This is a genomic window from Pseudomonas oplopanacis (assembly GCF_057128725.1).
Map to the genome: position 1 here is coordinate 435,874 of NZ_JBSKHV010000002.1, position 18,413 is coordinate 454,286.

General features: G+C 61.8%; 15 protein-coding genes. 14 read left to right on the forward strand and 1 reads right to left on the reverse strand.

The genetic code is table 11. From position 1 onward, the window contains the following. Positions 1 to 60 precede the first annotated feature (60 nt). The 13 genes from ACWKV5_RS06385 (at position 61) to ACWKV5_RS06445 (ending at position 16,779) form a co-directional block, all read left to right on the forward strand. Positions 61 to 843, forward strand: coding sequence for a class II aldolase/adducin family protein (locus ACWKV5_RS06385; protein WP_483840622.1), 783 nt, complete (start codon positions 61 to 63; stop codon positions 841 to 843). Between the two features lie 383 nt (positions 844 to 1,226). Beyond that, positions 1,227 to 1,874 (forward strand): TetR family transcriptional regulator C-terminal domain-containing protein, encoded by a 648-nt coding sequence (locus ACWKV5_RS06390; RefSeq protein ID WP_483840623.1) that lies wholly within the window; start codon positions 1,227 to 1,229, stop codon positions 1,872 to 1,874. Positions 1,875 to 1,966: 92 nt separating this feature from the next. Next, positions 1,967 to 2,683, forward strand: a complete 717-nt coding sequence (locus ACWKV5_RS06395) for a response regulator (protein WP_483840624.1) — start codon at positions 1,967 to 1,969, stop codon at positions 2,681 to 2,683. A 5-nt stretch (positions 2,684 to 2,688) separates the two neighbouring features. Further along, entirely contained in the window at positions 2,689 to 3,462 is a 774-nt protein-coding gene (locus tag ACWKV5_RS06400) for a substrate-binding periplasmic protein (protein WP_483840625.1), read from the forward strand. Beyond that, the gene (locus ACWKV5_RS06405; protein WP_483840626.1) at positions 3,459 to 5,720 is read left to right on the forward strand and encodes an ATP-binding protein; all 2,262 of its coding nucleotides are present in this window, start codon (positions 3,459 to 3,461) and stop codon (positions 5,718 to 5,720) included. Before ACWKV5_RS06400 ends, ACWKV5_RS06405 begins: the two co-directional genes overlap by 4 nt. Positions 5,721 to 5,913: 193 nt before the next feature. Further along, entirely contained in the window at positions 5,914 to 7,326 is a 1,413-nt protein-coding gene (locus tag ACWKV5_RS06410) for an amino acid permease (protein ID WP_027925895.1), read from the forward strand. Positions 7,327 to 7,653: 327 nt separating this feature from the next. Further along, positions 7,654 to 8,445, forward strand: a complete 792-nt coding sequence (locus tag ACWKV5_RS06415) for an enoyl-CoA hydratase/isomerase family protein (protein ID WP_483840627.1) — start codon at positions 7,654 to 7,656, stop codon at positions 8,443 to 8,445. A 41-nt stretch (positions 8,446 to 8,486) separates the two neighbouring features. Next, on the forward strand, positions 8,487 to 9,647 hold the full coding sequence (locus ACWKV5_RS06420; RefSeq protein ID WP_483840628.1) for an acyl-CoA dehydrogenase family protein: 1,161 nt from the start codon (positions 8,487 to 8,489) through the stop codon (positions 9,645 to 9,647). Positions 9,648 to 9,665: 18 nt separating this feature from the next. Further along, the gene (locus tag ACWKV5_RS06425; protein ID WP_483840629.1) at positions 9,666 to 11,765 is read left to right on the forward strand and encodes an acetate--CoA ligase family protein; all 2,100 of its coding nucleotides are present in this window, start codon (positions 9,666 to 9,668) and stop codon (positions 11,763 to 11,765) included. A 10-nt stretch (positions 11,766 to 11,775) separates the two neighbouring features. After that, complete coding sequence (locus tag ACWKV5_RS06430; RefSeq protein WP_483840630.1) at positions 11,776 to 13,383, forward strand: 5-guanidino-2-oxopentanoate decarboxylase; 1,608 nt, start codon at positions 11,776 to 11,778, stop codon at positions 13,381 to 13,383. 27 nt (positions 13,384 to 13,410) lie between these two features. Beyond that, positions 13,411 to 14,601: a pyridoxal phosphate-dependent aminotransferase gene (locus ACWKV5_RS06435; protein ID WP_483840631.1), complete on the forward strand. Its 1,191-nt coding sequence runs from the start codon at positions 13,411 to 13,413 to the stop codon at positions 14,599 to 14,601. After that, the gene (locus tag ACWKV5_RS06440; RefSeq protein WP_483840632.1) at positions 14,594 to 16,009 is read left to right on the forward strand and encodes an aldehyde dehydrogenase family protein; all 1,416 of its coding nucleotides are present in this window, start codon (positions 14,594 to 14,596) and stop codon (positions 16,007 to 16,009) included. Before ACWKV5_RS06435 ends, ACWKV5_RS06440 begins: the two co-directional genes overlap by 8 nt. Before the next feature lie 65 nt (positions 16,010 to 16,074). After that, positions 16,075 to 16,779, forward strand: coding sequence for an NAD(P)H-dependent oxidoreductase (locus ACWKV5_RS06445; protein ID WP_483840633.1), 705 nt, complete (start codon positions 16,075 to 16,077; stop codon positions 16,777 to 16,779). A 194-nt stretch (positions 16,780 to 16,973) separates the two neighbouring features. On the opposite strand, the gene ACWKV5_RS06450 is transcribed toward ACWKV5_RS06445, so the two are convergent. Then, positions 16,974 to 17,165: a YegP family protein gene (locus ACWKV5_RS06450; RefSeq protein WP_123433895.1), complete on the reverse strand. Its 192-nt coding sequence runs from the start codon at positions 17,163 to 17,165 to the stop codon at positions 16,974 to 16,976. Positions 17,166 to 17,442: 277 nt separating this feature from the next. On the opposite strand from ACWKV5_RS06450, the gene ACWKV5_RS06455 reads away from it, so the two are divergent. After that, entirely contained in the window at positions 17,443 to 18,411 is a 969-nt protein-coding gene (locus ACWKV5_RS06455) for a glycosyltransferase family 2 protein (protein WP_483840634.1), read from the forward strand. Positions 18,412 to 18,413 lie beyond the last annotated feature (2 nt).

An 18,413-nucleotide genomic window follows, 5' to 3' on the forward strand; every position in this document is an offset into this window, starting at 1 on the left:
GTGGCAGCGCGTCCAGCCTTACTGTTTCGCGCAGTCGATCAGCCTGGAGACTTAACAACAATGAACGAGATCGCCACGTTTTCTCAGCGCAGTGCCACCGAGCAACGCCTGCGTGAGGAGTTGGCTGCCTGTTACCGATTGATCGCGCACTTTCGCATGACCGATCTGATCTTCACCCACATCTCGGTGCGCATACCGGGGCCTGAGCATCACTTCCTGATCAATCCGTACGGGTTGATGTTCGATGAAATCACCGCGTCCAACTTGGTGAAGATTGGCCTGGATGGCCGGGCGGTGGAGGCGTCGCCATACCCGGTGAATCCGGCGGGGTTTGTGATTCACAGCGCGATTCACGGGGCTCGTGAAGACGCGCAGTGCGTGCTGCACACTCATACCAAATCCGGTTGCGCGGTGGCCGCGTTGAAGTGCGGGTTGTTGCCAGTGAATCAGATCTCGATGGAGTTCTATGGTCGGGTTGCGTACCACGACTATGAAGGTGTGGCGCTGGACATGAGTGAGCAGGAACGTCTGGTGCGGGACCTTGGCGACAAGCCGGTGTTGATGCTGCGCAACCATGGTTTGTTGACCGTGGGGGAGACCGTCAGTCAGGCGTTTTTACGGATGTATTACCTGGAAAAAGCCTGCGAAATTCAGCTTGCTGCGCAGGCAGCGGGTGAGTTGGTGTTGCCGTCGGCGGAGGTTTGCGAACACACCGAGCGTCAGTTCAATGATCCGGGCCGGCCGCTGGACGAAGGCGAGTTGAGCGACCCGGACGCGATGCAATTGGCTTGGGCTGCGATGCTGCGATTGCTTGATCGGGTGGCACCGGGCTATCGGGATTGACCTGTGTTCCTCAATTGATCGGGCTGGCGTCTTCGCGAGCAGGCTCGCTCCCACAGGGTTTTGTGTCGGGCACACATAGCCGGTTTACACCGATCAAATGTGTGAGCGAGCCTGCTCGCGAATGCAGTCTGTCAGGTGGCAACAATGCTGAATGTGCCGCCGCCATCGCGAGCAAGCCACGCTCCCACAGGGGTTGTGTGTTGGACGCAAACAATGAAAACAAACAGATCAAATGTGGGAGCGTGGCTTGCCCGCGATGGCCGCGACTCGGTCTCAGACGCATGCAACCGACTAGAGACTTCCCACCCTCTTGCTGTACAGTCGTTCAGCGCGCGGATTAACCCACCGCGTCCCTAACGATTGATCCACGGAGAGTGTCGCGCATGAGTCAGGAAGCCCGTTTTTCCCGCATGGAGCCGGAGTTGCGCAAGGCCAATCTGATCGAGGCGACGCTGGTGTGCCTCAAGCGTCACGGTTTCCAGGGGGCCTCGATCCGCAAGATTTCCGCCGAAGCCGGTGTATCGGTCGGGCTGATCAGCCATCACTATTCCGGCAAGGATGAACTGGTGGCCGAGGCCTACCGGGCAATCACCGGTCGCGTCATGAGCCTGCTGCGCGACGCCATGGCCCACGCGGCACCCAACGCCCGCGAGCGTCTGTCGGCGTTCTTCCGCGGTTCGTTTTCCGCCGAATTGCTCGATCCGCAATTGATCGACGCCTGGCTGGCATTCTGGGGCGCGGTGCGCACGGCCGAGTCGATCAACCTCGCGCACGAACATTCCTACGGCGAGTACCGCGGCATCTTGCGCAAGGTCCTGACCGAGCTGGCACAGGAAGAACACTGGGAAAATTTCGACGCGGATCTCGCCGCCATCAGCCTCAGCGCTTTGCTCGACGGTTTGTGGCTGGAGTCGGGCCTCAACCCCGGCACCTTCACCCCGGAGCAGGGCATCCAGATTTGCGAAGCCTGGGTCGACGGTTTGCAGGCGGGCGGCCGCCAGCGGTTTTGCGTCCAGACGACGGGCTGTTGATCAGTCGTTCAGCAGTCGATACTCTCTGGCGCCACAGCAACAAAACACTCTAATAAGAAACACGCCTCCGGGCACACGCGGGACACCATGCGATGACTCCTCGGGTATTGATCGTCGACGACGATCCGTTGATTCGCGAACTGCTGCAGGCCTACTTGTCCCAGGAAGGTTACGAGGTGCATTGCGCCGCCACGGCGGAGCTGGCCGAGACTTTCCTGGCGAGCCAGACGGTCGATCTGGTGATGCTCGATATCCGCTTGCCGGGCAAGGACGGCCTGACCCTGACCCGTGAGCTGCGGGTGCGTTCGGAAGTCGGGATCATTCTGATCACCGGGCGCAACGACGAAATCGACCGCATCGTCGGCCTTGAATGCGGCGCCGATGACTACGTGATCAAACCGCTCAACCCACGCGAACTGGTGTCCCGGGCGAAAAACCTGATACGCCGGGTGCGTCACGCGCAGACGCCGCAGCCAGTGGCAACCCTCGCCAAACCGGTCAAACAGTTCGCCGACTGGGCGCTGGACACCGACCGCCGACGGCTGATCGACCAGACCGGCGCCGAAACTCTGCTGACCCACGGCGAGTACCAGTTGCTCAGCGTGTTCCTGCGCAACAGCGGCCACACCTTGAGCCGCGATCAACTGATGGACCAGATCCGCAATCGCGAATGGGTGCCCAACGATCGCTCCATCGACGTGCTGGTCGGACGCTTGCGCCGCAAGCTGCACGACGACCCGGCCGAACCGCAATTGATCATTACCATTCACGGCGCCGGTTACCTGTTCACCGCCAGCGTGGCGGCCTGAGCCCGATGCTGCGTGTGTTTGGCCTGCTGTTGGCGCTGGCCGCGAACAGCGCGATGGCCGCTGAAAAAGTGCGCTACTGCGACTACCCGGTGTACCCGCCGATCTCCTGGAGTGACGGCAAACACGTGCGCGGCCTGGCCCCGAGCGTGGTGAAAAACCTTTTCGGCCGTTTGGGCTACGACGTCGACATCGTCGTGCTCGGCAACTGGAAACGCTGCCTGCTCGACGCTGCCGAAGGCCGGGTCGACGTGGTGTTGGCCTACAGCACCGCGCAACGCGAACAGAGCATGGTTTTTTCGACGGTGCCAGTGTTGCGCGAGGAGGTTGCGTTGTTCATCAATCGTCAGCACCCGGTGAAATTCGAGCGTCTGGAGGACCTGGCCAACTACCGGGGCGGGTTGCTGTTCGGTGAAAGTTACGGCGTCGATTTCGACCGTTTGGTTGCGCAACACCAGAACATCGAATGGGTCTCTGACAGCGGCCAGAACTTCGGCAAGCTGATTCGCGGGCGCATCGATTTCATCACTTCGGAACGGCGCACCGGTCAGCTTTACGTCGAGAACCTGCCGGGCGCGCAAGACATCGTCGCGCTACCGAATGCCTTGAGCGTGGATTATTTACGAGTGGCCGTCTCACGCAAATCGCGCTTGGCCAATCGTATGCCGGAGATCGACGCGCAATTGAAACGCATGGTCGATGCCGGAGAGGTTGAGCAGTGGTTGAATGAAAGCGAAGTCACCTACCGCGACATGATCAACCTGCCGGCGAATTCCAAATGATCCGCGTGCATCCGGGTGGCCTGTTGCGGCGCTTGCTGCTGTTCATTCTGTTGTTCAGCCTGTGTTTCACCGTGCTGGCGAGCACTGTGCAGCTGTACTTCGAATACCGCCGCGAGATGCGCGATATCGACTCGCGCATGGAGTTGATTCGGGCCGGTTACCTGGCCAGTCTGGAGCGCAGTCTCTGGGACTTGAACCAGGAACAACTGAACGTGCAGCTGCGGGGGCTGGTGGACTTTTCCGACGTAGCGCGGGTGCACCTGATCAGCCCCGATTTCGATCTGCTGCAAGGCAATGCCGACCCGATCGGGCCGTTACGCATCGAGCGTTTTGAACTGGATTATCAGCCGCCGACCGGGCCACCACGGCACCTAGGCCAGTTGGAGGTCAGCACCGACCTGGGCGCGGTGCATCAGCGCCTGTTTGCCACCGGTTTGACCAGCCTGCTGTGGATGAGCGTGTTTCTGTGCGGCCTGGCGGTGGCGTTGTCGGGGCTGTTTTACCGCTTGGTCACTCGGCACCTGCAAGTCATGGCCGAGTTTGCCCGGCGCATCGCTGCCGGTGACTGGCACGAGCCGTTGCACCTGGACAAACGCCGCAACGCTCACGAAGACGAGATCGACACCGTGGCCCACGCGCTGGACGATATGCGCCAGGCGATTCTCAGCGACATTGACCGCCGCGAAACCGATCGGCTGGCCCTGCAAGACAATCGCGATGAATTGCTCAGGCTGGTCGAGCGCCGCACCGCCAGCCTGATGCGTGCCAAGGACGAAGCCGAGGCCGCCAATCTCGCCAAGTCACGCTTTCTGGCGACCATGAGCCACGAGTTGCGCACACCGCTCAACGGCATTCTCGGCATGGCCGAACTGCTGCGCGGCGCTCGACTGGATGAGCGTGACGGCAAACGTCTGGATGCGCTGTACAAGGCCGGGGAAGGGCTGCTGTCGATTCTCAACGAAGTGCTGTATTTCGCGCGGTTGGAGGAGGGCGTCAGCCACCCGGAACCGGTCGATTTCTCGGTCCGGCAACTGCTCGACGAAGTGCTGACCCTGCTGGAACCACGTGCGTTGAGCAACGACACGACGCTGCACTGCCGAATCGATCCGCAGGTCGCCGAACGGCATCATGGGGCCGAGCAATTCTTGCGTCAGGTGCTGAGCAACTTGCTGGCCAACGCGATCAAGTTCACCGAAGGCGGCAAGGTTGAGGTCGACGTCACGCTGCTGGCGCAAGGCCCGGAACAGGCCGGGCAACGCTTGCGCGTGAGCGTGACGGACAACGGCATCGGCATCGCCCCGGCCATGCAGGAGAAGATTTTCGAGCGCTTCACCCAGGCCAGCGAAGAAGTGGCGCAACGCTTTGGCGGCACCGGGCTCGGGCTGGCGATCAGCAAACATCTGGTCGAGCAATTGGGCGGACGGATCGGCGTTGAAAGTGAAGTCGGGCGGGGCAGTTGTTTCTGGTTCGAACTGACGTTGCAGGCGTCTACCGGCGTCATCACGGTGGCGCGGAGCAGCGCATCCGTGCAGGCGCTGAAGGTGCTGGTGGTCGAGGATGTGGCGCTGAACCGCGAAGTGGTCAGCGGTTTGTTGCAGCGCGACGGGCATCAAGTCTGGCTTGCCGAAGAGGGCGAACAGGCGCTGGCGCAATGTGCCGGGCAGGCCTTCGATTTGATCCTGCTCGATGTGCACTTGCCGGGCATCAGCGGCGTCGAGCTGTGCAAATTGATTCGCCACACCCAAGGCCCGAACCGTCAGACGCGGATCTTCGCCCTGACCGCCAGCGTGCAGCCGGCCTTGATGCGCGGTTATCTGGAGGCCGGGATGGACGGCATTCTCGCCAAGCCGCTGAAGCTCGAAAACCTGCGAAAGGTGCTGGCCGGGAAATTGCCGATAGCCACACCACAACCGGATGACGAGGCGATGGATTGGCCGCTGCTGGACACCCATCGCACTTTGCTCGGGGAACAGAAACTTCAGGGCTTGCTGGCGGTGTTGCGCGACTCGATCCATCAGCATCGTGACGCACTCACCGAAGCCATCGAGGCCGACGACTGCACTGAAGTCGCCCATTTGGCGCATCGACTGGCCGGCAGCAGCGACTCATTGGGTTTTCGTGCGTTGGCCAATGTGCTACGAAACTTGGAAGAGGCCGCGATGGTCAACGACGAGTCGGCATTGCGGGCGTTGGCGCCCAAGGTTCAGGAGCAATTGCGGGTCTCGCAACAGACGCTGGCGGACCTTTTGCACTGCTGACGTACAAGTTCGTTACGACTTTTTACAACTTCGATCTTTACGGTCAACCGGACCTTACATGCGCTTCCAATAATCGAGGCAACCGCCACAGCGCGGTCTTCGAAGCTTATTGGAGATAATAATAATGAACTGCCGTAAAGCTGATCCTTCCCCGCGCCATGCCGCACACCTTGCTGACTATTGAGGTGCGGACATGAGCGAATCTACCGAAACCAAAGGCATCCAACTCACCCGCGCCCTGAAAAGCCGGCACATTTTCATGTTGTCGCTGGGCGGCGTGATCGGCACCGGGCTGTTCATGGGCTCCGGGGTAACGATCAATCAGGGCGGGCCGGTGGGCGCGATTCTGGCGTACCTGGTCGCTGGTTTTTTGATGTACCTGGTGATGGTCTGCCTGGGCGAACTGTCCGTGCAAATGCCAGTGTCCGGGTCGTTTCAAACCCATGCCACCAAGTTCATCGGGCCCGCCACCGGGTTCATGATCGGCTGGGTGTACTGGATGAGCTGGGCGACCACCGTGGGCCTGGAGTTCACAGCGGCGGGCATGTTGATGACACGCTGGTTTCCGGCGGTGCCGATCTGGTATTGGTCGGCGCTGTTCGTGGTGGTGTTGTTCGGTTTGAACGCACTGGCGACCCGCGCCTTCGGTGAAGCGGAATACTGGTTCTCCGGGATCAAGGTGGCGGCGATTCTTGGCTTTATCGTGGTCGGCGTGCTGGTGATCTTCGGCGCCATCCCGCTGACCAGCGGTGCACCGGCGCCGATGATGAACAACCTGATCGGCGACTCATTGTTCCCCAACGGCCTGTCGGCGGTGTTCGCGGTGATGATGACCGTGGTCTACGCCTTCCAGGGCTGCGAGATCATGGGCGTGGCCGCCGGCGAAACCGATCAACCGGAAAAAAGCATCCCGCGCGCGGTGCGCAACGTGGTGTTTCGCGTGTTGATTTTCTATGTGCTGGCGATTGTGGTGCTCTCGGCGATTGTGCCGTGGCAGCAGGCCGGATTGATGGAAAGTCCGTTCGTGCAGGTGTTCGACATGGTCGGCATTCCTTATGCCGCAGACCTGATGAACTTCGTGATCCTCACGGCGATTCTGTCGGTGGGCAACTCCGGCCTGTATGCCTCGACGCGCATTCTGTGGGCGATGTCGAAAACCGGCATGGCACCGAAAAGCCTGTCGCCCTTGAGCAAGCGCGGCGTGCCGCTGCGGGCGCTGAGCATCACCTTGTGCTTTGCGCTGGTGTCGCTGATGACCAGTTTTGTCGCGGCAGACACGCTGTTCATGGTGCTGATGGCGGTGAGCGGCATGTCCGGCACCGTGACCTGGATCGTGATTGCGCTGGCGCAGTACAAATTCCGCAGGGCGTATCTGCGTGATGGCGGCAAACTCAGCGACCTGAAATACCGCGCGCCGTGGTTCCCGCTGTTGCCGCTGACGTGCATCGCGTTGTGCTGTTCGCTGTTTGTGTTCCTGGCGCTGGATGAAACGCAACGGCCTTCGCTGTACTGGGGCTTCGGATTTATTGCGCTGTGCTATGGCGCGTACTTTCTGATTCATCGAAAGCGCGAAGCGGTGCTGGCGCCGAGTTTGCCGACTGTGTAACTGCCACGACGAACCTCCTGTGGGAGCGAGCCTGCTCGCGAAGACGGCATCACATTCAACATCACTGTTGAGTGATCCACCGCTTTCGCGAGCAGGCTCGCTCCCACAGTGGTTTTGCGGCGGGCTGTAGGCAGTTGTTCGAAGTTGTAACAGCGCCACTCTCAGGGCGCCGGCTTAATTAAATAAATCCTTTAAATACAAATAGATAGACAAATTTTTAAGCTGTTGCAGCTCATTTATCTGCCGATTGCCGCCTTACTGAACACTCGTTTAGTATGGCCTCAAGTCGCATCACCTCAGACCAATCACAATAATTCGAGGATTCGCATGACTACTCACTCTTCTCTGCTCAGTCAGGTCGAAGCCGGCGTTGCCTGGATCACCCTCAATCGCACGGCCCAGCGCAACGCGCTGGACATTCCGACCCTGAAAAACCTCCACGCCTTGCTGGACCAATTCAACGCCGACCCCGCCGTGCGCGTGGTTGTGCTGACCGGCAGCGGTCGCAGCTTCTGCGCCGGTGCCGACCTCGCCGAGTGGGCCGAAGCCGAAGCCCGTGGCGCCCTCGAAACCTACGGCTGGACCGAAACTGCTCACGCCTTGATGAGCCGTTTGTACAGCCTGGAAAAACCGACCATCGCCGCCATCAACGGCACCGCCGTCGGCGCCGGCATGGACCTGACGCTGTGCTGCGACCTGCGCATCGCAGCGCAATCGGCACGCTTCAAGGCCGGCTACACCAGCATGGCCTACTCGCCGGACGCTGGCGCCAGTTGGCATCTGCCACGGCTGATCGGCACCGAACAAGCCAAGCGCCTGTTGTTCCTCGACGAATTGTGGGGCGCCGATCGCGCGTTGGCCGCCGGCCTGGTCGGTGAAGTCTGCGCCGATGAGCAACTGCTCGACGTCGCCACAGAACTGGCCACCCGCCTGGCCAACGGCCCGACCTTCGCGTTTGCCCAGACCAAAAAACTCATGCGTGAGGGCGCCCAGCGCAGCCTGCCGGAGCAACTGCAAGCCGAGCTCGCCGCCGGCCTGTTGTGCGGTCGCAGCGAAGACGGCAACGAAGCCCTGCGCGCCTCCATCGAAAAACGCCCGGCCCATTTCGTCGGCCGCTAAGCCCCGACACCACCTTCAGCACACGAACAACAGGTAGCCCCATGAATTTCCAACTGACCCAAGAACAAGAAATGTTGGTGGACGCGGTACGCAGTTTTGTCGCCAAGGAACTGCTGCCCCATGAGGAAGCGGTCGACCGTGCCGACGAAGTCTCCCCGGAGCTGGCGGCACAGATTCGCGGCAAGGCCATCGCCGCCGGTTTCTATGCTTTCAACATGCCCGAAGAAGTCGGCGGCGGTGGTCTGGACTACCTGTCCCAGGCGCTGATCGAACGTGAACTGTCGAAGGTTTCCTGGGCGCTGCATGTGTTCGTCGCTCGGCCGTCGAAAATTCTCATGGCCTGCACTGGCGATCAGATCAACGACTACCTGTTGCCGTGCATCCAGGGCGAGAAAATCGACTGCTTCGCGCTGACCGAACCGGGTGCCGGTTCCGATGCCAACGCGATCAAGACCCGCGCCGTCCGCGACGGTGATGACTTCATTCTCAATGGCAGCAAACACTTCATCAGCCACGCCGGCCATGCCGACTTCGCCATCGTCTTCGCGGTGACCGACACCTACGAACACAACGGCCGCCAGCGCAACGCCGTGACCTCGTTCCTCGTCGACCGCAACACGCCGGGCATGACCATCCGCCGCGGTCCGAAATGCGTGAGCAACCGCGGTTATCACACCTACGAGATGTTCTTCGACGACTGCCGCGTCCCGGCTTCCAAAGTGCTCGGCGAAGTCGGCAAGGGTTGGGACGTGGCCAACGCCTGGCTCACCGCCGGGCGCGTCATGGTTGCCGCCAACTGTGTCGGTCAGGCGCAACGGGCGCTGGATGTGTCGCTGCAGTGGGCGGCGGATCGCAAGCAATTCGGCCAGCCGATCGGTACCTATCAAGGCGTCTCGTTCAAGCTCGCGGACATGGTCACGCAGATCCGCGCGGCCGAGCTGCTGACCTTGCACACCGCGTGGAAAATGGACCAGGGCAGCATGACCGATGGCGAGGCCGGCATGGCCAAACTGTTCGCCAGTGAGGTGCTCGGCAAAGTCGCCGATGAAGCGGTGCAGATTTTCGGCGGCATGGGCCTGATGGATGAATGCCCGGTGGAACGCATCTGGCGTAACGCGCGGATCGAGCGAGTCTGGGAAGGCACCTCGGAGATCCAGCGCCACATCATTTCCCGCGAATTGCTGCGGCCGTTGTTGCGCTGATCGGCCCGGAGAATTTTTATGTCGCAGACGATTCGTGACAACCTCAAACGCCTGCTCGCGCCGCGCCACCTGGCGTTTGTCGGTGGCCGCAGCATGGCCCGCGCGCTCAAGCGCTGCGCCGAAGGTGGCTACCTGGGCGAGATGTGGCTGGTCAACCCGCAGCACGACACGCTTGAAGGCGTACCGTGCATACGCAGCATCGCCGAACTGCCGTGCGGCCCGGACGCGGTGTTCATCGCGACCAACCGCGAACTGACCCTGACCTGCGTTGCGGAACTGGCGGCCAAGGGTGCGGGTGGCGCGATCTGCTACGCCTCCGGGTTTGCCGAAACCGGCGCGGAAGGCCTGGCCTTGCAGCAACAATTACTGAAAGCGGCTGGCAGCATGGCGCTGCTCGGCCCCAACTGCTATGGCCTGCTCGACTACTTGCACAGCTCCGCGCTGTGGCCGGTCGCCCATGGCGGCAAACCGGTGGAGAAGGGCGTCGCCGTCCTGACCCAGAGCGGCAACTTTGCCTACAACCTATCGATGAGCGACCGCTCGCTGCCGGTGGCCTACATGGCGTCGGTCGGCAATCAGGCGCAATTGGGCATCGCTGAATTGATGGACGTGTTGCTCGATGAGCCGCGCGTCACGGCCATCGGCTTGCACCTCGAAGGCCTGAAAAACGTACCGGGTTTCGCCCGCGCTGCCCACAAGGCGCTGGAGAAAGGCATCCCGATCATCGCCCTGAAAACCGGCGTGTCGCAGATCGGTGCCGAACTGGCGCTCAGTCACACCAGTTCGCTGTCCGGCTCGGATGCGCTGTACGACAGTTTGTTTGCGCGCCTCGGCGTGATCCGCGTCAGTGGTCCGGTGAGTTTTGTCGAAACCCTGAAAGCTGCGGCGTGCGGCCAGTTGCCGGCGGGCAACAGCCTGATCGCACTGGCCTGTTCCGGTGGTGACGCCGGGTTGATTGCCGACTACGCCGAACGCAATGACTTGAGCCTGCCCAAACTCGATGAAGGCCAGGTCGGGGAACTGGCGCAAGTGCTGCCCACCTACGCCAACCTGGTCAATCCGCTGGATTTCACCACGGCGATCTGGGGCGACGGCGAAGCGTTGAACCGCATGCTCGACAGTGCCCTGCGAACCGAAGCCGACGCCGCGATGCTGGTGCTCGATTACCCGGCGGAGTTCACCGGTGAACGCAAGGAATGCGACCTGCTGCTGGAACTGTTTTGCGCCGCACTGGTGCGCCACGGCAAGACCGGTTTTGTCACCTCGGCGTTTCCCGAATTGCTGCCGGCCCACGCTCGTGAACGTCTGCATGCACAAGGCGTTGCTGCGTTGCAAGGCGTGGAAGACGGTTTAGCCGCGTGGGGACGCATTGCCGGTTATCAGCGCAATCGTCAGGCGCTGCTGGCGCTCGGTGAATCGGCGCTGGTGCCGCATTGTCCGCACGCCTTGGTTGGCGAAGGACGCCTGCTCAACGAGTGGGATTCGAAAAAAGCATTGCGCGCCTTTGGCCTGCCGACGCCCAACGGCGTCTTGAGCACGCCGGACAAAGCGTTGAATGACGCCAACGCGCTGGGTTATCCGCTGGTGCTCAAAGCGGTCAGCGCGCAACTGCCACACAAAACCGAAGCCGGTGCTGTGGCGTTGAACATCAAGGACGCCACGGCCCTGAGCGCCGCCCTGGAAAAAATGCGCGCAAGCATTGCCGAGTACGCACCGCAGGTGCCGTTCGATCAAGTGCTGCTGGAGCCGATGGCCAAGCCGCCGCTGGCTGAATTGATCGTCGGCATCAAGCGCGAAAACGACTTCGGCCTGGCCTTGGTCATCGGCGCTGGCGGGATTCTGGTGGAGTTGCTCAAGGACAGTCGCAGCCTGCTGCTGCCGACCACCGACGGCGCCATTCGCAAGGCTGTTTTAAGCCTGCGCAGTGCCGCGTTGCTGCAAGGGTTTCGCGGTCGTGAAGCGGCGGATCTGGATTCGCTGGTGACAGCGATCCGTGCGGTGGCCGATTACGCCTGCGAAAACGCCGGGCTGTTGCTGGAACTCGATGTGAACCCATTGTTGGTCGGTGCCGCTGGCACGACTGCGGTCGATGCGTTGATTCGCCTTGGCCACGAGTGAGGATGTGAACATGCAAACCACAACATTGACCGGCGGCCAGGCCCTGGTGCGTCTGCTGGCCAACTACGGCGTCGACACCGTGTTCGGCATTCCCGGCGTGCACACGCTGGAGTTGTATCGCGGCTTGCCCGGCAGCGGCATTCGCCATGTCCTGACCCGCCACGAGCAGGGCGCCAGCTTCATGGCCGACGGCTATGCACGCGTCAGCGGCAAACCGGGCGTGTGCTTCATCATCACCGGGCCGGGCGTGACCAATGCCGCCACCGGCATCGGCCAGGCGTATGCCGACTCGATTCCGATGCTAGTGATTTCCAGCGTCAATCACACCGCCAGCCTCGGCAAGGGCTGGGGTTGCCTGCACGAAACCCAGGACCAACGCTCGATCACCGCACCGATCACCGCGTTCTCGGCGGTCGCATTAAGCGCCGAGGACCTGCCGGAACTGATCGCCCGCGCCTACGCGGTGTTCGACAGCGAGCGTCCGCGCCCGGTGCACATCTCGGTGCCGCTGGACGTGCTCTCGGCAAAAATCAGCCGTGACTGGAGCAACGACGTGGTGCGTCGTCCCGGCCGTGGCGCCGCCTCGACCACCGCGCTGGACGAGGCCGTGGCCAAGCTGCAGAACGCCAAGCGGCCGATGATCATTGCCGGCGGCGGCGCGTTGAATGCGCAGCAAGCACTGCGCGACATCAGCACCCGACTCGCTGCGCCACTGTTTACCAGCGTCGCCGGCAAAGGCCTGTTGCCGCCGGATGCACCGCTGAACGCGGGCTCGACCTTATGTGTCGAGCCCGGTTGGAACCTGATCGCCGAAGCCGACGTGGTGCTGGCGGTCGGCACCGAAATGGCCGACACCGATTTCTGGCGCGAGCGCTTGCCGCTGAATGCCGAACTGCTGCGTGTGGACATCGACCCACGCAAGTTCAACGACTTCTACCCGTGCGCGGTGGCCTTGCACGGCGACGCGCAACAAACCCTCGCCGCGCTGCTGGAACGTCTGCCGTCCACCGAGCGTGATGCCAGCGCAGCGGTTACTGCCGTCGCGGCCTTGCGCGAAGCCGTAAAGGCAAGCCATGGCCCATTGCAGTCGATCCACCAGGCGATTCTCGAGCGTATCGCCGCCGAGTTGCCGGCCGATGCGTTCATCAGCACCGACATGACCCAACTGGCCTACACCGGCAACTACGCCTTCAACAGCCTGGCACCGCGCAGCTGGTTGCACCCGACTGGCTATGGCACCTTGGGGTACGGCTTGCCGGCGGGCATCGGCGCCAAGTTCGGTGCGCCGCAGCGGCCAGGCCTGGTGTTGGTCGGCGACGGTGGTTTCCTCTACACCGCGCAAGAACTGGCGACCGCCGTCGAGGAACTCGACAGCCCGCTGGTGGTGCTGCTGTGGAACAACGATGCGCTTGGGCAGATCCGCGACGACATGCTCGGGCTCGACATCGAACCGATTGGCGTACTGCCACGCAACCCGGATTTCGCCGCCCTCGGTCGCGCGTTCGGCTGCACTGTGAGCCAGCCGCAAAGCCTGGCCGAGCTGCAAACCGATCTGCGCCACGGCTTCAAGCGCAACGGCGTGACCCTGATCGAACTCAAGCATGCGTGCGCGCACTGATTTTCATTTTCTGTCTGAGGTATCGACATGCGCTTTTCCGATCTGACTCAACGTATCGCCGGGGACGGCGCTGCCGCGTGGGACATCCATTACCGCGCACTCGCGCTGCAAGAGCAGGGTGAAGACATTCTGCTGCTGTCGGTCGGCGACCCGGATTTCGACACGCCGGCGCCAATCGTGCAGGCCGCCATCGACAGCCTGTTGTCCGGCAACACCCACTACGCCGACGTGCGTGGCAAACGCGCCTTGCGTGAAAGCATCGCCCGACACTACGGACGCCGCAGCGGCCAGCAGGTTTCGGCCGAACAGGTCATCGTCCTGGCCGGCGCGCAATGCGCGTTGTTCAGCGTCGCTCAATGCGTGCTCAACCCCGGCGATGAAGTGATTGTCGCCGAGCCGATGTACGTGACCTATGAAGCAGTGTTCGGTGCCTGTGGCGCCGTGGTGATTCCGGTACCGGTGCGTTCGGAAAATGGTTTTCGCGTGCTGCCTGAAGATGTCGCGGCGCGCATCACGCCGCGCACTCGCGCGTTGGCGCTGAACAGTCCACATAACCCGTCGGGCGCCAGTTTGTCCCGCTCCACCTGGCAAGCATTGGCCGACCTGTGCATCGCTCACGACCTGTGGCTGATTTCCGATGAGGTCTACAGCGAGCTGTTGTTCGATGGCGAGCATGTGAGCCCGGCCAGTTTGCCGGGCATGGCCGAGCGCACCGCGACGCTCAACAGCCTGTCGAAATCCCACGCCATGACCGGTTGGCGAATCGGCTGGGCGGTGGCGCCACCGGCTCTCGCGGCGCACTTGGAAAACCTCGCGCTGTGCATGCTCTACGGCTTGCCGGATTTCGTGCAGGACGCCGCCGTCGTCGCCCTCGAAAGCAACTTGCCCGAGCTGGAGGCGATGCGCGAAGCCTATCGCCAACGTCGTGATCTGGTCTGCGAATGCCTGGCCGATTGCCCTGGCGTACGCGCCTTGAAACCCGATGGCGGGATGTTCGTGATGGTCGATATCCGCGACACCGGGCTCAGCGCGCAGGCGTTTGCCGACCGCTTGCTCGACCGCCATGGCGTGTCGGTATTGGCTGGTGAAGCCTTCGGCCCGAGCGCCGCCGGGCACATTCGCCTGGGGCTGGTATTGGGCGCGGAACCGTTGCGTGACGCCTGCCAGCGCATCACCCGTTGCGCCACTGAATTGCTGGAGTCTCAGGTTTATGCATAACCATAAAGCGCTGTTTATCGATGGCCACTGGCAAACCCCGTCGGGGCAGGGCATCGCCGAGGTGATCAACCCGGCCACTGAAGAAGTCGCAGGCTCAGTGCCGCTGGGCGATGAGCGCGATGTCGACAACGCGGTGGCCGCCGCACGCAAGGCGTTCAGTTCATGGTCGCGCACGCCGTCGAGCGTGCGTGCCGGTTACATCCGCGCCCTCGCCGAGCAGTTGCGCGCGCGGGCTGATGAGATGGCTTCGCTCATTACCGCTGAATTGGGCATGCCGGTGCAGTGGTGCCGCTCGGTGCAGGTCGACGGGCCGATCATCGGGCTCGAGCACTACGTCGAACTCGCAGGCCTGATGGACGAAGTGCGTGAGGTCGGCAACTCGCTGGTGATTCGCGAAGCGGTGGGTGTGTGCGCGTTCATCAACCCGTGGAATTACCCGCTGCATCAACTGATCGGCAAGCTCGCCCCGGCGCTGGCCGCCGGTTGTACGGTGGTGGTCAAGCCGAGCCAGGAAACCCCGCTGCACGCCTTTTTGCTGGCGCAGATGATCGAGTCCATCGGCTTGCCGGCCGGTGTATTCAACCTGGTCAGCGGGCCAGGTTCGAAGGTCGGCGAAGCACTGGCCAAACACCCGGACGTCGACATGGTCTCGTTCACCGGCTCGACCGGCGCCGGGGTTCGTGTGGCACAAGCCGCTGCGCCGTCGGTGAAGCGCGTGTGCCTGGAACTGGGCGGCAAGTCACCGCTGCTCATTGCCGAAGACGCCGACCTCGCCGCCGCTGTGCGCTACGGCGTGCAAGACGTGATGATCAACTCTGGTCAAACCTGCACCGCGTTGACTCGCATGTTGCTGCCGGCCAGTCGTTACGCTGAAGCGGTGGAATTGGCCATCGCCGAAACCCAAAGCCTGCGCATGGGCGATCCATTGGACCCGCAGAGTTTCCTCGGGCCGATGTGTTCGGCGGCGCAACGGCGCACCGTGCGTGACTACATTCAGGTCGGTCAGCAGGAGGGCGCAAGGCTGGTGTGCGGCGGCGACACGGCCGAGGCATTCGAGCGTGGTTTCTACGTCAGCCCGACGCTGTTCGCCGATGTCGACAACCGGATGCGCATCGCCCAGGAAGAAATATTCGGCCCGGTGCTGTGCCTGATTCCCTACACCGATGAAGCACAGGCGATTCAGCTCGCCAACGATTCGCCGTTCGGCCTGTCCAGCGGTGTCTGGGCCGGCAGTGCTGAACGCGCCTTGCATCTGGGGCGGCAGTTGCGTGCCGGGCAGTGTTTCCTCAACGGCGCAGCGTTCAATTATCAGGCGCCGTTTGGTGGCTACAAACAGTCGGGCAATGGCCGCGAGTGGGGCGAGGAAGGGCTCAACGAGTTCGTTGAAGTGAAGGCGATTCAGGTGTGATCGCTCATTGAATGCGCGCATTACCGACTTCAAACTCAACGCTGGTAAATGTTTAAGGAATTGTCATGAAAGTACTGATCGTCCACGCTCACCCGGAACCGAAATCCTTCACCGCCGCCCTGCGTGACCAGGCTGTCGCGACCCTTGAAGGCCAAGGGCATGAGGTTCAGGTCAGCGACTTGTACGCGATGAACTGGAACCCGGTGGCGAGCGCCGATGATTTTTCTTCGCGGGAAAACCCGGAGTACCTGGTGTATGCGCTGGAGCAACGGTTGGGTGTGAAAAGCCAGTCGCTGGCGCCGGACATCCGGCAGGAACTCGACAAGTTGCTGTGGGCTGACCTGCTGATCCTCAATTTCCCGATTTTCTGGTTCTCGACCCCGGCGATACTCAAGGGCTGGATCGACCGGGTGCTGGTGTCCGGGATCTGCTATGGCGGCAAGCGCTTTTACGATCAGGGCGGCTTGAGCGGCAAGAAGGCGCTGGTGACCGTGACCCTGGGCGGGCGCGAGCACATGTTCGGTGATGGCGCGATTCACGGTCCGCTGGAAGACATGCTGCGGCCGATCCTGCGGGGCACGCTGGCGTATGTCGGCTTCGACGTGCTGGAGCCGTTCGTGGCGTGGCATGTGCCTTACATCAGCGACGAGGCGCGCAAGGACTTCCTGACGAGCTATCAGCAGCGTCTTGAGCACTTGAGCGATGACCAGCCGATGCAGTTTCCGCGGTTGGCGCAGTTTGATGAGGCGTTGTATCCGTTGCCGGTCTGAACCGGCGATGTACCTGACATTTTGATGTGGCTCTTTCGGGCCCTTTCGCGAGCAGGCTCGCTCCCACAGGTTTTGCGGATGACTCAAATCCACTGTGGGAGCGAGCCTGCTCGCGAAGGGGCCGGTGAGTCCAACCCAAAATCAATGGATAACCCAATGCCCAAACCAGGCAGCCCGGGCATCGGCTATCAGATTTAGATCTCCTTCACCGGCGTCTCACCCTCGACCCCTTTGATCAACCCGATGGCATGCAGGCAATCGGCCTTGTTCACATACGACTCGCCACTGGCGATGGTCTCGTGATTCCCCGCCCTCAACCGCCAGCGCCATTGTCCTTTGCCGGTGCTCGGGGTGCCCCTGGATTGCCTGTAAATCTCGAAATACATACTGCTCGCTCCATGCGATGGGTTATTGCGACAACCTGTGTGACGCGTCGGGGGCAAGCCTAGCGGAGCTGGGTTTTTTGGCCACCGGGCATTTGTTTCCGGGCATTTTAAAATATTTCTGCCGGCGCCGGCGGGCCGGTGGAAATGGCCAAAACCCCCTCGGATTCGCCCTTGCATCACCACCCTCGGTCCTGCTTAATACGACTCGGCTCATGGCGTCGAGAAACCGGCGACGACCCCGGATTGTAGAAAAACCACTATAAAAAAGAGCAATCAATTGACTCATCAGCACGGAACGCAACTGGCCGGGCCTCTGGCGTTATCGCTCGTCATCCCGGTGTTCAATGAAGCAGCCACCGTCGACTTGTTCCTCGCGCGGATCAATGACGTCTTCAAGGACGAGGCGCTGATCGGTCTGGAGCTGGTGTTCGTCAATGACGGCAGCACCGACACGACGCTGGATCTATTGCTGGAACGCCAACTGACGGACCCGCGCCTGCGCGTCGTTGATCTGAGCCGTAATTTCGGCAAGGAAGCGGCGTTGACCGCGGGTTTGCAGACCGCCACCGGCCAGGTCGTGGTGCCGATCGACGTTGATTTGCAGGACCCGCCCGAAGTCATCCTCGAGATGATTGCTCGCTGGCGTGAAGGCTTTGAAGTAGTGCTGGGCCATCGTGTGAGTCGTAAAACCGATTCCTGGGCCAAGCAGACCTCAGCCAACTGGTTCTACCGCCTGCACAACAAAATTGCCGAGCAGCACCTGCCGGAAAATGTCGGTGACTTCCGGCTCATGGACCGCTGCGTGATCGATGCCCTGCAGACCCTGCCCGAGTCCCGGCGCTTTATGAAAGGCCTGTTCGCCTGGGTCGGTTTTCGCACCACTCACGTCAACTACGAGCGCCCGGAGCGGGCGGCCGGAGCGACCAAGTTCAACGGCTGGCGCTTGTGGAACTTCGCTTTGGAGGGCATCACCAGTTTCAGCACCGAACCGCTGCGGATCTGGACCTACCTCGGGCTGCTCGTTTCGATGATTTCCTTCTCGTTCGCCATCTTCATCATATTGCGCACCCTGATTTCCGGTATCGACCTTCCGGGTTACGCCTCGCTGATGGTCGCCGTGACCTTTCTGGGTGGCCTGCAATTGATTGGCATCGGTGTGCTGGGTGAATACCTGGGCCGAACCTATATCGAATCGAAACGCCGGCCGGTGTATCTGGTGCGGCGTGTCTATGACCCCAAGGACTGAAC

Excerpts from the sequence above, each read along its gene's own strand:
- ACWKV5_RS06445 (WP_483840633.1), top strand. The coding sequence starts at position 16,075 with ATGAAAGTACTGATCGTCCACGCTCACCCGGAACCGAAATCCTTCACC.
- ACWKV5_RS06425 (WP_483840629.1), top strand. The coding sequence starts at position 9,666 with ATGTCGCAGACGATTCGTGACAACCTCAAACGCCTGCTCGCGCCGCGC.
- ACWKV5_RS06435 (WP_483840631.1), top strand. The coding sequence starts at position 13,411 with ATGCGCTTTTCCGATCTGACTCAACGTATCGCCGGGGACGGCGCTGCC.
- ACWKV5_RS06450 (WP_123433895.1), bottom strand. The coding sequence starts at position 17,165 with ATGTATTTCGAGATTTACAGGCAATCCAGGGGCACCCCGAGCACCGGC.
- ACWKV5_RS06410 (WP_027925895.1), top strand. The coding sequence starts at position 5,914 with ATGAGCGAATCTACCGAAACCAAAGGCATCCAACTCACCCGCGCCCTG.
- ACWKV5_RS06390 (WP_483840623.1), top strand. The coding sequence starts at position 1,227 with ATGAGTCAGGAAGCCCGTTTTTCCCGCATGGAGCCGGAGTTGCGCAAG.
- ACWKV5_RS06440 (WP_483840632.1), top strand. The coding sequence starts at position 14,594 with ATGCATAACCATAAAGCGCTGTTTATCGATGGCCACTGGCAAACCCCG.
- ACWKV5_RS06400 (WP_483840625.1), top strand. The coding sequence starts at position 2,689 with ATGCTGCGTGTGTTTGGCCTGCTGTTGGCGCTGGCCGCGAACAGCGCG.
- ACWKV5_RS06420 (WP_483840628.1), top strand. The coding sequence starts at position 8,487 with ATGAATTTCCAACTGACCCAAGAACAAGAAATGTTGGTGGACGCGGTA.
- ACWKV5_RS06405 (WP_483840626.1), top strand. The coding sequence starts at position 3,459 with ATGATCCGCGTGCATCCGGGTGGCCTGTTGCGGCGCTTGCTGCTGTTC.
- ACWKV5_RS06430 (WP_483840630.1), top strand. The coding sequence starts at position 11,776 with ATGCAAACCACAACATTGACCGGCGGCCAGGCCCTGGTGCGTCTGCTG.
- ACWKV5_RS06385 (WP_483840622.1), top strand. The coding sequence starts at position 61 with ATGAACGAGATCGCCACGTTTTCTCAGCGCAGTGCCACCGAGCAACGC.
- ACWKV5_RS06395 (WP_483840624.1), top strand. The coding sequence starts at position 1,967 with ATGACTCCTCGGGTATTGATCGTCGACGACGATCCGTTGATTCGCGAA.
- ACWKV5_RS06415 (WP_483840627.1), top strand. The coding sequence starts at position 7,654 with ATGACTACTCACTCTTCTCTGCTCAGTCAGGTCGAAGCCGGCGTTGCC.